Here is a 13,915-nt window from a genome sequence, read left to right as displayed (position 1 = left end):
AAATGCTACCAGGGCGCGCGACGGCGGCTGTAGCGAGGTTGCTGGGGAGGAGGCTGCATGAGCGAACGCGTATTGGTGGCGGGCTGTGGCGACGTGGGCCTGCGTGTGGCGAAGCAGTTGCTGGCGCGTGGCGATCAGGTGTGGGCGTTACGCCGTCGACCACCGCCCAGCGACGACAGCGGCATCCGGTGGCTGAGTGGCGATCTCACTGACGCCAATAGCCTGCGCGCGCTGCCCCGCGGCATCACCCAGCTCGTGTATCTACCCACGCCCGATCGGCGCGACGAGGCGGCCTATCGCGCCACGTTCGTCGACGGCTTGCGTCATGTAATGGCGGCGCTTGATCGCGCCACGCTGCACCGCGTGTTGTTCGTCTCTTCCAGTGCGGTTTACGGCGATCACGACGGTGGCTGGGTGGATGAAGCGACGCCGACAGCACCGTACGGCTTCAATGGCAAGGTGCTGCTGGACGCGGAGCAGTGGCTGTCGACGCAGCCGGTCAGCTCGATCACTCTGCGGCTGGCCGGCCTGTATGGTCCAGGCCAGTTGCACCTGCTCGATCGCCTGCGCGCCGGCCCGGTTCGCGTGCCGCGCCAGACGAAACATTGGGCCAACCGTATCCATACCGACGACGCCGCCGCGGCGATCGTGCATCTGCTGCAGCTCGACCGTCCCCTGTCGCTCTATCTGGGTGCCGACGACACGCCGCTACCGCTCGACGTTTTGTACGACGCGCTGGCGGCGCTGATGGGGGTTGATCCGCCGCAGGACGGACCGCCGCCCGCCGGCATCGGCAGCAAACGGCTCAGCAACGCGCGACTGCGCGCCAGCGGCTTCGTGCCGCGCTGGCCGGATTCGCGCGAGGGTTATGCTGCCGCGGTAGCCAGCTCATCCACCTGAACATGCTCAACTAATGCAGCAGGAGAAGCATCATGGCCAATAGCATTGCGCATCACCAAGTCAGTACCACCAACGACATTCCCGGTCGTCGGATCGTTCGATCATTCGGCATCGTGCGCGGCATTACCGTGCGCTCGCGCAGCGTGATCGGCAATTTCGGTGCAGCCCTGCAGACCCTGGTAGGCGGCAATATCTCGATCTATGCCGAGCTGTGCGAGAAGGCGCGTGAGGACGCGTTCGAACTGATGCTGCAGCATGCGGCGGCGCTCGGCGCCAACGCGGTGGTGGCGATGCGCTATGACGCCAACGATGTGGCGGAAGGTGTGACCGAGGTGCTGGCGTACGGAACGGCGGTGCTGGTGGAATAGCATCGCTGATTGCAGCGCGACGATTCGATCAGCCGTGATTGAGCGCGATCACGTGGCGGTCGTCGTCATATTCGACGCAGCTGTCGGCCAGCGCGGGCAGCGTCGCCAGCGCGTGCCGGCTCAGGCGCTCGTAGTGCGCCAGAAAGCGCACCATCGCCTCGGCCTCCATGGCCAGCGGCGCATGCCGGGCCAGTAGATTCTCTTCTTGTTCGCTGCGCCAGCGGCGCACGATGTCCCAGCTCGGCGCCTGCAGCACGATCAGCGCATCGAATTTGCGCCACAGCGGCTGATAGCCGCGCAACTGCTTGTTGACCCAATGGCGCCAGCTGCCGTCGGGATCCTCGACGCGCTCCAGTTCGTTCATCGGTTCGGCCAGCGCCGCTTCGCTCTGGGGACGAATGCCCAGCGCCCAGCCTTCAACGATGACCAGCTTGGGCGGCTTGGTCGAGCGCGGCCAGCGCGAGGGCGGAATGCGCGTATCGCGGCCCTTGTCGAAACGCGGGTGCGCGACCGGCAGCTTGTCCGAGGCCTTCTGCAGCGCGGCGAGCACCGACATCATCAGTTCGATCTCGTGCGTACCCGGCACGCCGCGCGTGCGCAGCAGCGGATGCACCTGATGCGCCAGCGCCTCGCGATCGCTGCGCGAGTAGTAGAAATCATCCAGCGACAGCACCTCGGTGTGCCAGCCGCGCGCTTCGGCCTGCGCCTTCATCACCTTGGCCAGCGTGCTTTTGCCGCTGCCCTGCAAGCCGGACAGGCCGAGAATGTACGGCCGGCGCGAGCGTGCGATGCGACCGGCGTACTGGTCCAGCAGGTGGCCGGCCAGGGCCTCGTTTTGCGCGCCGCCCTGTACTGCCGTCATGGCGCGAAGCCTGGTTTGCAACCCGCGCTGGCCACCGCCAGGCGGATGCCCTGTAACAGAGGGTCGCGGCAATACGCCATCACGTCGCCTGCATGGGCGATACGGGATAGATGACGCGTTGCACTATCATCGGAAGTGTTCATCTGCGCCATGATGGCGCGAGTTGACCACGATGCAAAAGGAAAGTTTTGACCGCCATGCTCAACCCCGAAATCCTTAGTACGTTTGTGCGCCTGCTGGATGAAGCCAAAGCCAGCGACGACCGTGAACCCACGGCCCTGAGTCTGTCCACCGTGGACGCCTCGGGCCGTGTCGCCTCGCGCATCGTTCTTTTGAAGGAGGTCGACGAACGCGGCTTCCGCTTTTATACCAATTACCAGAGCGACAAGGGCAGCCAGCTCGATGCGCATCCGCAGGTCGCCCTGTGCTTCCACTGGAAGCAGCTTCGCCACGGGGTTCAGGTTCGTGTCGAGGGCGTGGCGCGTAAAGTGCAGCCGGCCGAGTCGGACGCCTATTTTGCCAGTCGGCCCCGGGGCAGCCAGATCGGTGCGTGGGCCTCGCTGCAATCGCAGACGCTGCCCGATCGCGACACGTTCGAGCAGCGCGTGGCCAAGTACGAAAAGGAATTCGAAGGTCGCGATGTGATGCGTCCGCCGCATTGGGGTGGATTCCTGGTCGAGCCGGACATGGTCGAATTCTGGTACGGCGCCGAGTTCCGCCTGCACGAGCGCGTGCGCTGGAATCGCCACGGCCAGACCTGGACCAGCAGGCTGCTTTATCCATGAGTCGGGCGGTGCCTGTCGAGCAGGTTGCACAGCACGGCTTGGTGGTGCCGACGCGCGGCCGAGGCTTCACCGACATCACGGCGCAGGTAGATAACCTGGTTGTTGCGAGCACGGTGCAAACCGGCATCGCCAATATCTTCACCGCGCATACCAGCTGTTCGTTGCTGATCAGCGAAAACGCCGACCCGGCCGTGCGCCGCGATCTGGAGCGCTGGTTTGCGCGCGCGGTGCCCGATGGCGATGCTCTGTTCGAGCACGACGCGGAAGGCCCTGACGATATGCCGGCGCACGTCCGCTGCGCGCTGAGCGGTGTCACGCTGACTGTGCCGGTCAGCGATGGCCGCCTGCAGCTGGGCACCTGGCAGGGCATTTATCTATGGGAGCATCGCACTCGTCCACACCAGCGCAAGGTCACCGTGACGGTGCTGGGGCAATGAGCGCGGGATGCCTGGCATATGGCTGATCGCGAAAGTGCCGACCACTACCCGCAGCGCATCGTCTGTCTGACCGAAGAGCCCACCGAAGTGCTGTATGCGCTCGGCGAGGAGCATCGCATCGTCGGCATCTCAGGCTTTACCGTGCGTCCGGCGCGTGCACGCAAGGAAAAGCCGAAAGTCTCCGCCTTCACCAGCGCCAAGATCGGCGAGATCATGAAGCTGGAGCCGGATCTGGCGATCGGCTTTTCCGATATCCAGGCCGATATCGCGCGCGAGCTGATCAAATGCGGCGTCGAGGTGTGGATCAGCAACCATCGCAGTGTCGACGGCATCCTCGCCTATATTCGCCGCCTCGGCGCAATGGTCGGTGCCGCGGCGAAAGCCGAGGCGTATGCGCAACGCGCCGAGCGGCATATCGCCGACATTCGCGCGTCGGCGGCTGCCTTGCCGCGCCGACCCAAGGTCTATTTCGAGGAATGGGACGAGCCGATCATTACCGGCATCCGCTGGGTCGCCGAGATCATCGGTATCGCCGGCGGCGACGACTGTTTCCCCGAACTCGCGAGCGAACCGTTGGCCAAGCAGCGCGTTCTGGCCAACGGCGACGAAGTGATACGCCGCGCGCCCGACATCATCCTCGGCTCGTGGTGCGGCAAACGCTTCCGGTCGGAGAAGGTGGCAGTGCGTCCCGGTTGGGAAACCATTCCTGCAGTGATCCATGGCGATCTTTACGAGATCAAGTCTCCGATCATCCTGCAGCCCGGGCCCGCGGCGCTGTTCGATGGGCTGGATGCGATTCATCGGATCATCGCGACCTGGGCATTAAGCTAAATAATCGTTTTGCCCGATACCGAGCCGACGGATGCATAGCGATGTTTGGGCCATGAGGTTGGAGGCCTGCAGCGATAGAGATAGAATTGAAAGTTTGGCTGGCCTGCATCACGTCAGTTATGCGCGCTGGATCTGCTTGATCAGCATCAATCCGGCATAGGCCGCTGACGGAAGGTAGTGCGATGGAATTGCTGCGAGTCAAGGCGAGTTGCTGGATGAACGAGTGTTGTGTTCTGGGTGTTGCTGCCGATAGCCGCATCTGTGGCTGTTTTGTTATGGATCGGCTATGAATCACATTTTTCGTCTCGTCTGGTGCCGCTCACGCCGGGTTTTGGTCGTCGCATCGGAACTGGCATCTCGATGCCACGGCAGCGCCACCGGCACAGCGGATGGGCGACAGTCGGGATCGAGCAACAAGCTGCTGATGGCAGCGCTTGTCGGCACCAGCGGAGCCCTGTTCGTTTGCGGAGCCTCGGCGCAGTCGGTCGGTGACGGAAAGCTCGATGACCTGCAGTCGCTGGTCGCCAAATACAGCACGCCCAATGCCGCGTCGCCCGGACAAAATCGCTCCGCCGCTGGCCAGGAAGCCCCCGTTGCGGTGCGCGCAAACGTTCGCACGGATGCTGCCGCGTCAACGGCGAGCACGGCGTCGTCGGCCCCCGTCACACGGTCGCCAGCGCCGAAAACGCAGGCTTTGCGGCGTGACCACCAGGAGATCCGTTCCGCCAGCGTAGCCACGCCTGCGACGCACGCCGCAGAGCGCGCCGATAAGAGAAAAACACCGCCAGTGGCCGAGGTAGCCACGACGAAACCGTCAGAGCAGCCGCCGTCGAAATTACCGCAGGCACAGGTGGCAGCAGCGCCGTCGGCGATGTCGGGCGCGGCGCAAAGCGCGCATTTTGCCGCCGCCGATGCGGCCGATCGAAAGCGTTCCTACAAAACGATGGCGCCCCCGGCGCGGTCGTCCAGCGCAGCGGCAACGCCGGATCATGAGACGACGGCAGCGCCGTTGCCGATCAACCGCACAAACCTCGAAACGCGCCAGACACTATGGCAGCGGGCTCAGACAGAACTGGCGGCGGGGCGGCGTTTGCCTGCCCTGGCGGCGTGCGAACAACTGTTGGCGCAATGGCCGAACGACGTACCTGCGCGCCGCATGCAGTGGCAAATTCTGTCCGATCTGGGCGCCACCGCACGCGCGTGGCAATTGGCGCAAGGGATGTCTTCACCACCCGATGCGGCAACCAGCAGGACGTTGCAGGCCGACCTGGCGACGCATGAAATTCGCTGGGCCACGGCGACGCCTGCTGATCCCCGGCAGCCCTATGTTTCCGTCGATCGGGCTGTGGCGGACATCAATAAAGTCATCGCCGAGGCTGACAAAAATCAGCCCGCGTTGGCGGTGCGGGCGCGCACCGATCGCCTGATGGTCGACGATCAGTTAGACCATGGCGCCACCGCGGTCAATACGTATCGCCAGCTGCTGGCCGACAACCATCCTTTGCCAAGTTACGCCAAGGCTGCCGCGGCCGATGCGCTGTTGCAGCAGCGTCATCCATTTGAGGCGGCGACACTCTACGAACAGAGCATTCACGATTTGCCGGGGCCTTATGCTTCAGGCGAGACAGATCCACGTACCGGTCTGATGTATGCCTATCTCGAGTCAGGCCGTAATACCAAGGCGATTGCCTTGGCTGACAAAACGGCGGACTCGCTGAGTGCCTTCAAGCCTCGTCATGGCATCGCACTGCCGGTGCGCAATCAGGCAAAGCTGCAGGCCGATCTGAATACGGTACTGGTACGTGAGTACAGCGGCCTGCTGCCCGATGCGCAGAGCCGTTTGCAGCCGCTGTTGCAGCAGGCGCCGATGAACGCGCAGCTATGGCGCGAGTTCGGCACTCTGCAGCGAGCCCGGGGCTGGCCGCGCGCCGCCGAGCGCAGTCAGATCATCGCCCTCGGCATCGATCCCAACGACTTGTCCACCAAGCTCGGCGTGCTCGATGACTGGCGTCAGCTGCATGACTATTCGCTGGTGCAGCCGACGCTGACCAAGATTGAAACCGTGCTGCCGCGCAGTCCCGAAGTGCAGCGCGAGCGCGAGTCGTGGGATCGCGAGCGCGGCTGGCAGTTCGATATCGAGCATGATCGTGGACGCGGCAGTACGCCCAACCTGGGTGACTCCGATCATCAGACGCAGGCGACGTTGGCCAGTCCGTTGCTGGACGACCACTGGCGCGTGGAGGGTCTGATCAACCAGACCTCGGCGAACCTTCCCGAAGGTCCTATCGAGCGCGACCGGGCCGGGCTGGGCCTGTTGGGCTACATGCGCGATCTGCAGTTCTATGCCCACGTGCTGGGCGCAGCTGGCGGCCGGGCGAAGGACACGGCGCTGGAGGCTGGCGCCACCTGGGCACCGAGCGATCACTGGGTGTTTGCCGGTGACTGGAACAAGCATGGCGACACCGATCTGCCGATCCGTGCGAGCTATTACGGTATTACCGCCGAGGCGGTACATGCCAGCGTGCAGTGGCGCGCCAGCGAGCTCACCGAGGCAGGTTTCGGTGTCAACAGCGTGCACTTCAGCGACAACAACAGCAGCAAAGGCTGGCAATCGCACGTGATGCAGCGATTGTTCACCGTGCCGCAGATGACGATCGACGGTGGCCTGGAGGCTGGCAGCAGTCACAACAGCAATGTCGACGTTCCCTACTACAGCCCAGGACACGTTCGCTGGGCGGCGGTCGACTTGCGCCTGCAGAATTTGCTGTTCCAGCGCTACGAGCAAACGTGGCGACAGAGGATCGATATCCAGGCGGGCACCTATGACGAGCGAGGCTTTGGCTCGAGCTGGATGGCTAGCGCAGGCTATGGACAAAGCATCGAGCCGCGTGCCGGCCTGGCCTTTGGCTGGAAGCTGGGCTGGAGCAGCCAGCCTTATGACGGCAAGCGCGACTCACGAGTCACGCTGGATCTGACCATGCATTGGGGAGAATGAGATGTATGGATTGAACAGAGTCCTGCTGTTGCCGCTGCTGTTCTTTTCGGTGGCCGCCGTAGCGGCCACGCGACCTGTGCCGGATGCGATGGTGCATCCGATACGGGTTACGCCCCCGCTGCCGGCGCTTACCGTTCTGAACTATCACGACGTGGTCGACGACCTGCGCGAAGCCGGTCCGAACGACAGCACCGCGATCACCACCGATCATCTGATTGCGCATTTCGACTGGCTGCTGACCAACGGCTTTCACATGGTCAGTTTCAATGACGTGGTGGAAGCCGTTGAAGGATCGCGCGCGTTACCGCCCAAAGCCGTGCTGCTTACCTTCGATGACGGACTGCAGAGCGCCTACACCCGCGTATTGCCGCTGCTGCGTGCCTACCATTATCCGGCGTTGATGGCGCTGGAAGGCTCGTGGATGGACTTGCCGGAAGGAAAATCGTTCGACTACAACGGCAAGCGCTGCGATCGCCATTGCTTTCTCGATTGGGCGCAGGTTCGTCAGATCCAGGCGTCTGGTTTGGTTGAGATCGCTTCGCATACCTGGGATCTGCATCGCGGCATTGTCGCCAATCCGCAGGGTAACGTGATGCCGGCGGCGGTGACGTCGGCCTACGATGCCGCCGCCGCAAAATACGAAGACGCCGCGGCTTATCGCGCTCGCCTGTATGCCGATTTGAAGCACAGTGCCGATGAGATACAGCGCCAGACGGGCCAGCGACCGCGGGCAGTGGTGTGGCCGTACGGCACCTATAACCAGGTGGCAAAGCAGGTCGCCGCCTCGGTGGGGCTGGCGTTTTCGCTGAGTCTGGATGACGCCAGCCCTTCGCTGTCGCCGGACAAGACCATCCCACGCGTGCTCATCCCCGACAATATCGGTGTGGATGGCTTGGCGGCGCTCATCTACGACCGGCACGAGGTGCAACCGCAGCGAGTGGTGCAGGTCGATCTGGACTACGTCTACGACCCGAACCCGGCACAGCAGGAACGAAACCTGTCCGCTCTGCTGGATCGCATCAAGCGGATGGCGCCGACCCAGATATGGCTGCAAGCCTACGCCGACCCGGATGGCAACGGCGTTGCGGAGTCGGTGTACTTTCCCAACCGGCATCTGCCGATGCGGGCCGACCTGTTTTCGCGCGTGGCCTGGCAACTGCAGACCCGCTGTGGGGTGAGGGTGTATGCCTGGCTGCCGGTGCTGGCTTATCGTTTCAAGGAGGCGCCCGGCCTGCCCAGCCTCGGGGCCGCCGTGCCAAAAGCCGGCGACGACGTGTACCGGCTGGCCCCGTGGGACCCCCGTGTGCGCCGGATGATCGGCGATGTCTACGAGGATCTGGCGCAGCATGCCAATTTTTCCGGCGTGCTGTTTTCCGATGATGCGTTGATGCGTGATGGCGACCATCTGGGCCCCTGGGCGGCGCACACGCCCGCGCAGCGCACGCAAGATCTGATCGACTTCACCACCGCGCTGACGGCGCGCGTGAAACAGTGGCGATCGCAGATCAAGACGGCACGCAATCTGTACGCCACGCCGGTGCTTCGGCCGGAGGCGGAAGCGTGGTTCGCACAGAGTCTTCCGGCCTTTCTGAGGGCTTATGACTACGTCGGCCTGATGGCCATGCCGCAATTGGACAAGCGTTCGCCAACCGATCAGTGGTTCCAGCAGTTGGTCGATGCGGTAGCTCGCGAAAAAAGCGGCCTCGATCACACGGTGTTCGAGCTGGCGAGCAAGGACTGGCGAAACGGCCAGCCGATTCCGGCGCAGGTGCTGGGCGAACAGATACGTCTGCTGCAGGAGCGTGGCGCGCGAGATGTCGGCTATTACCCCGATGACTTCGTCAATGGACAGCCGGCGCTTGAGGCCATTCGCCCGTTCATTTCTGGGTCCGACTTTCCGTACAAGTCACGCTGAGGTCTTGAGCATGGACAGCACTCTGCGCGTTTTGCTCGACTTTGCGTTTTTTTATCCGTTGACGATGTCGATAATCTGGATGATCGGCAGCGTATTGTATTTTCTGCGCTGGGAACGCACCAGCCCATCCCGGGTGAAGCCGCCGGCGCTTGCCGAATATCCCCTCGTCAGCCTGATCGTGCCATGTCATAACGAAGGCGAGCAGGTGCGCGAAACGATCCTGCAACTGACCGCGCAACGCTACCCGGCATTCGAGATCATTGCCGTCAACGACGGCTCCACCGATAACACCGGCGAGTTGCTGGATGAGCTGCAGCAGCACATTCCGCAACTACGGGTGATTCACCTGTCCAGTAATCAGGGCAAGGCGATGGGACTGCGCATGGCGACCATGGCGGCGCGCGGCGAGTATCTGGTGTGCATCGATGGCGATGCCCTGCTGGACGACTACGCCACTCACTGGCTGATGACACACTTGATCAGCAGTCCGCGCGTGGCGGCGGTCACGGGCAACCCGCGCATACGCAATCGCTCCACCTTGCTGGGCAAGCTGCAGGTCGGCGAATTTTCTTCGATCATCGGGTTGATCAAGCGAGCGCAGCGGGTGTACGGCAGCGTGTTCACGATATCGGGCGTGATTGCCGGCTTCCGCAAGAGCGCCTTGCATGATGTCGGGTACTGGAGCACCGACATGGTGACCGAGGACATCGACATCAGCTGGCGCCTGCAGATGAAGCACTGGGATATCCGCTACGAGCCCAATGCGCTTTGCTGGATATTGATGCCCGAGACGATTGGCGGCTTGTGGAAGCAGCGTCTGCGCTGGGCGCAGGGCGGTGCCGAGGTGATCCTGCGTTACACCCGCGACATGCTGCATTGGCGCCTGCGCCGCAATTGGCTGGTCGTCCTGGAATACATGCTGAGCATGCTTTGGGCGTATGTGATGCTGTGTGTGCTGACGCTGTGGGTGCTCGGACTGTTTCTGCCGATGCCGCCTGGCTTGTATATAGCCACCATGTTGCCGCAATGGAACGGTGTTGTACTGGGACTGGTGTGCCTCACCCAATTCCTGGTCAGCCTGATGATTGATCGTCGCTACGAGACGGCCATTGGCCGCAATTACTACTGGATGATCTGGTATCCGCTGGCGTACTGGTTGATCAACACATTCACCAGCATCGTCGCTCTGCCCAAGGCCTTGTTGAAGCGCAAGGGTACCCGTGCCATCTGGACCAGTCCGGATCGGGGCGTGCGATGAAAGCCGAAGCTATTTTGATCCATAGGCCTCATCGGCAGCGGCGAGCGAGTCGGGCGATATTCGGACTGCTCACGCTGGTTGCGTGGATAGCGTGGGTGTCCCTGTGGCTGCCATTGATTACCGCGCTGGCGTGGTGGTTCGGTTTGCATACCAGCTACGTGGAGCTGTTCCAGCGTGACCATACCGCAGGGTGGGGCCAGTTGCTCTACCTGCTCTGGTTGGCCCTGGGCTGCGCGTTGGTCATTTCATCGTGGTCAGCCTACAACTGGAAGCGCTTTCACAAGCTGGATCGCCGGCGCGGACGGCCGCCAGCTTCCATGACCGCGATGGCCGATATGCTCAGCGTGAACCATGTCAGTGCCATCGAACTGCGCAGCAGCAATCGCATTGTGCTTACGTTCGCCGACGACGGCAGAGTCAGCCATATCCCCGGTCCGGCAGCCGCCGATCCGTCGCTTGAAGGTTCGCGCTGAAGGCCGGTTGACGGTTAATGAATCTGTGCGGGGTTTACTGAGCGCGCGTCCCTGTCGACAGGGACGGTTGGTTTTCAAAGAGCAAGTCTCCGACTAGCTCGCGCTGCCGCTCGGCGGCCACGGCAAGGCAACCCGACGCGGGCCACACGGAGACCTTAAACAGGCTCTAGGCGACCAAAGCCAACCGTGTTCCGAGATCCAGCAACGGAGCCGCGATCAACATGCGCGCCAGCAGCAGGCCCACCATCACCACCGTCGGCGAAAAATCGATATTCCCCGCCGTCAGCTTGCCGCGCAGCGGCCGCAGCAGCGGGTCGACGATGGAACCTGCCAGGCGAAGCACCGGCTGGCGGCGATCCACGGCCAGCATGCTCATCAACGACCAGGCGAAGATCAGCACCAGATAGAACAGCAGCAGAAAATCGAGCAGCTCGGCGAAGGCCAGCAGCACCAGGCCGAGCGCGTGCGGCATCACGCCGATAATCAGAAACAGCACGAGCCGCTTCAGCAGCATGGCAAGCCACGCAAGCAGCAGCGCGGCGAGGTTGATGCGGCGCCAGTTGGGAATGACACGACGCACCGGCGCCAGCACCGGGTTGGTATAGCGGTAGACGAACTGGCTGAGCGGGTTGTTGAAATCGGCACGGCAGGCTTCGGCGAGCAAGCGCACGACGAGCAAAGTGATGACCGCATCGAAAGCCAGTTCGATCAGCAGGGAAACGGCGTTCAGCAGATAGCTCACGAGATGGTGTCCAGATTGGCGGCCAGTTCAGTGCCGCGGTGGGTGGCGGCGGCAACGGCGCGGGCCACGATACGTGGAAGTTCGTCGGCGCTGAAGCTTTCCAGCGCGGCCTGGGTGGTGCCGTTGGGCGAGGTGACGCGCTGGCGCAGCACGCCGGGGTCTTCACCGCCCTCGACCAGCATGCGGCCGGCGCCGAGGCAGGTCTGCGCGGCCAGCGCGCGGGCGACGTCGCGCGGCAGGCCCTGCGCGACGGCGGCGGCCTCGAGCGCTTCGACCAGCATAAAAAAATACGCGGGACCGGAGCCGGACAGCGCGGTGACGGTGTCCATCAGCGTTTCGTCATCGATCCAGCGGGTGAGGCCGACAGCGTCAAGAATGTGCTGGGCCTGTGCTTTCTGCGGCGGGCTGACCCGGTGGTTGGCGCACAGGCCGGTGGCGCCGGCGCCGATCAGGGCGGGTGTGTTGGGCATGCAGCGCACGATCGGCAGGTGCGCGCCAAACCAGCGCTCCAGCTGATCCAGCCGCACGCCGGCGGCGATGGAGATCAGCAGCGGGCGATTGCGCTGCAAGGTGTCGCGCAACTCGGTGTGGATGGCCGGCATGATCTGCGGCTTCACCGCCAGCACGATAACCTCGGCTTCGGCGACGGCGAGGCGGTTTTCGGCGTAGCAGGCGACGGCGAATTCGCGGCCCAGCGCCTGACGCGCCTCGGCCAGCGGTTCGGCCACGCTGATGGCGGCGGCGGGCATGCCGGTTTTCAGCAGGCCGCCGATCAGGCTGCGCGCCATGTTGCCGCCGCCGATAAAGGCTAGTCGTGCCATGCAGGTTTTCCTCAAAGAGCATTTGTCCAGGCCGCTACCTTACCGGAGCCGAGCCTTTGGCGATGCCTCCTTGTTGCCGTCGGCAATCGCGACGGAGCCGCTTTGGCCGGTTGGCTTCGACGAGTCGGCAGCGATCGCTCCGGTTTTGCGAAAATCCTGCAAAGAGCGTCTGTTTACTTCACCTTTCCGGTGCGGAAAAAGACTGGCCGTACAGCCTGTTGCGCGAGTAGTATCGAACGAGCTGCAAGGGGGTCGGGGGTTCTTCGTTCACAGACAAGCGGCGCGTGCCGCATGCGCGGCGGTGGCCTATCCGTGCGAACATCCTCGTCATGCATGCGCGATGCGGCGCCGATACCGCCATAAATTCAAGTCATCCAGACGATTGGTTCAGGGGAACAGATAGATGGACATTGCCGAACTGCTTGCCTTCTCGGTAAAGAACAAGGCCTCGGATTTGCACCTTTCCGCCGGACTGCCGCCGATGATCCGCGTCGACGGCGATGTGCGTCGCATCAACATTCCCGCGCTGGAGCACAAACAGGTGCACTCGCTGGTGTACGACATCATGTCCGACAAGCAGCGCCGCGATTACGAAGAATTCTACGAAACCGACTTCTCCTTCGAGATTCCGGGCCTGGCGCGCTTCCGCGTCAACGCGTTCAACCAGAACCGCGGTGCCGGTGCGGTGTTTCGAACCATTCCGTCGGAAGTGCTGACGCTGGAAGACCTGGGCTGCCCGCCGGTGTTCAAGCAGCTGATCGAGCAGCCGCAGGGTCTTATCCTGGTGACCGGCCCGACCGGTTCGGGCAAGTCGACCACGCTGGCGGCGATGGTCGATCACATCAACAAGAACGAATACGGCCACATGCTGACGGTCGAAGACCCGATCGAATTCGTGCATACCTCGCAGAAGTGCCTGGTCAATCAGCGCGAAGTGCATCGCGATACGCTGGGCTTCAACGAAGCGCTGCGTTCGGCGCTGCGCGAAGATCCCGATTACATTCTGGTCGGCGAGCTGCGCGATCTGGAAACCATTCGTCTGGCGCTGACCGCCGCGGAAACCGGCCATCTGGTGTTCGGCACCGTGCACACGAGTTCCGCCGCGAAGACGATCGACCGCATCATCGACGTGTTCCCCGCCGGCGAAAAGCCGATGGTGCGCTCGATGCTGTCCGAGTCGCTGCGCGCGGTGGTGTCGCAGTCGCTGCTGAAGAAGGTGGGCGGTGGCCGCATTGCGGCGCACGAGATCATGGTTGGCATTCCGGCGATCCGTAACCTGATCCGGGAGGACAAGGTGGCGCAGATGTATTCGTCGATCCAGACCGGCCAGCAGTTCGGCATGCAGACGCTGGATCAGTGCCTGCAGGATTTGGTCAAGCGTGGCCTGGTGTCGCGCCAGGAAGCCTCGACCTACGCGAAGAACAAGGACACGTTCAAGTAAGCAAAACGAAGGTAGAGTCAGGGTACTGACAGTTCTGGCGCTCTGATTGCCTATTTTGTTCCCCGTTTCCTAGTTGCACTTACTGTT

At 63.0% G+C, this 13,915-nt stretch carries 13 protein-coding genes; 10 read left to right on the top strand and 3 right to left on the bottom strand.

Annotated features, from left to right (window positions below; all coding sequences use genetic code 11):
• Positions 1-57: 57 nt before the first annotated feature.
• Both HDE78_RS05385 and HDE78_RS05380 read left to right on the top strand, forming a co-directional pair.
• Positions 58-900 carry an SDR family oxidoreductase gene (locus HDE78_RS05385; RefSeq protein WP_179477475.1) on the top strand — a complete coding sequence of 281 codons (843 nt, stop codon included), beginning with the start codon at positions 58-60 and terminating at the stop codon, positions 898-900.
• A 32-nt stretch (positions 901-932) separates the two neighbouring features.
• The gene (locus HDE78_RS05380; protein ID WP_179477474.1) at positions 933-1,268 is read left to right on the top strand and encodes a YbjQ family protein; all 336 of its coding nucleotides are present in this window, start codon (positions 933-935) and stop codon (positions 1,266-1,268) included.
• A gap of 28 nt (positions 1,269-1,296) precedes the next feature.
• Here HDE78_RS05380 and HDE78_RS05375 read toward each other — a convergent pair whose 3' ends face one another.
• Positions 1,297-2,130 carry a kinase gene (locus HDE78_RS05375; protein WP_179477473.1) on the bottom strand — a complete coding sequence of 278 codons (834 nt, stop codon included), beginning with the start codon at positions 2,128-2,130 and terminating at the stop codon, positions 1,297-1,299.
• Between the two features lie 197 nt (positions 2,131-2,327).
• On the opposite strand from HDE78_RS05375, the gene pdxH reads away from it, so the two are divergent.
• From pdxH to pgaD, 7 genes are all read left to right on the top strand, one after another.
• Positions 2,328-2,915 (top strand): pyridoxamine 5'-phosphate oxidase, encoded by a 588-nt coding sequence (gene pdxH / locus HDE78_RS05370; RefSeq protein WP_179477586.1) that lies wholly within the window; start codon positions 2,328-2,330, stop codon positions 2,913-2,915.
• A complete protein-coding gene (locus HDE78_RS05365) occupies positions 2,912-3,352 on the top strand; it encodes a secondary thiamine-phosphate synthase enzyme YjbQ (protein ID WP_179477472.1) in 441 nt (146 codons plus the stop codon). Before pdxH ends, HDE78_RS05365 begins: the two co-directional genes overlap by 4 nt.
• Before the next feature lie 18 nt (positions 3,353-3,370).
• Positions 3,371-4,183, top strand: a complete 813-nt coding sequence (locus tag HDE78_RS05360) for an ABC transporter substrate-binding protein (RefSeq protein ID WP_179477471.1) — start codon at positions 3,371-3,373, stop codon at positions 4,181-4,183.
• A 424-nt stretch (positions 4,184-4,607) separates the two neighbouring features.
• Positions 4,608-7,178: a poly-beta-1,6 N-acetyl-D-glucosamine export porin PgaA gene (pgaA, locus tag HDE78_RS05350; RefSeq protein ID WP_179477140.1), complete on the top strand. Its 2,571-nt coding sequence runs from the start codon at positions 4,608-4,610 to the stop codon at positions 7,176-7,178.
• Between the two features lie 10 nt (positions 7,179-7,188).
• On the top strand, positions 7,189-9,093 hold the full coding sequence (gene pgaB / locus HDE78_RS05345; RefSeq protein ID WP_179477470.1) for a poly-beta-1,6-N-acetyl-D-glucosamine N-deacetylase PgaB: 1,905 nt from the start codon (positions 7,189-7,191) through the stop codon (positions 9,091-9,093).
• A 10-nt stretch (positions 9,094-9,103) separates the two neighbouring features.
• Positions 9,104-10,351, top strand: coding sequence for a poly-beta-1,6-N-acetyl-D-glucosamine synthase (gene pgaC, locus HDE78_RS05340; RefSeq protein ID WP_179477469.1), 1,248 nt, complete (start codon positions 9,104-9,106; stop codon positions 10,349-10,351).
• On the top strand, positions 10,348-10,824 hold the full coding sequence (gene pgaD / locus HDE78_RS05335; RefSeq protein WP_179477468.1) for a poly-beta-1,6-N-acetyl-D-glucosamine biosynthesis protein PgaD: 477 nt from the start codon (positions 10,348-10,350) through the stop codon (positions 10,822-10,824). The genes pgaC and pgaD overlap by 4 nt, the downstream gene beginning before the upstream one ends.
• A 166-nt stretch (positions 10,825-10,990) precedes the next feature.
• Here the strand turns inward: pgaD and HDE78_RS05330 are convergent, their stop codons facing one another.
• Together HDE78_RS05330 and proC are read right to left on the bottom strand one after the other, a co-directional pair.
• Entirely contained in the window at positions 10,991-11,566 is a 576-nt protein-coding gene (locus HDE78_RS05330) for a YggT family protein (RefSeq protein WP_179477467.1), read from the bottom strand.
• Positions 11,563-12,387, bottom strand: coding sequence for a pyrroline-5-carboxylate reductase (proC, locus tag HDE78_RS05325; RefSeq protein WP_179477466.1), 825 nt, complete (start codon positions 12,385-12,387; stop codon positions 11,563-11,565). Before proC ends, HDE78_RS05330 begins: the two co-directional genes overlap by 4 nt.
• A gap of 403 nt (positions 12,388-12,790) precedes the next feature.
• On the opposite strand from proC, the gene HDE78_RS05320 reads away from it, so the two are divergent.
• Entirely contained in the window at positions 12,791-13,828 is a 1,038-nt protein-coding gene (locus tag HDE78_RS05320; RefSeq protein WP_179477465.1) for a type IV pilus twitching motility protein PilT, read from the top strand.
• Positions 13,829-13,915: the final 87 nt, after the last annotated feature.

The sequence above is a fragment of the Rhodanobacter sp. K2T2 genome (assembly GCF_013408815.1).
Lineage (GTDB): Bacteria > Pseudomonadota > Gammaproteobacteria > Xanthomonadales > Rhodanobacteraceae > Rhodanobacter.
The sequence above is the reverse complement of the archived record's forward strand: the minus strand, read 5'-3'. Positions and strand labels throughout refer to the sequence as shown.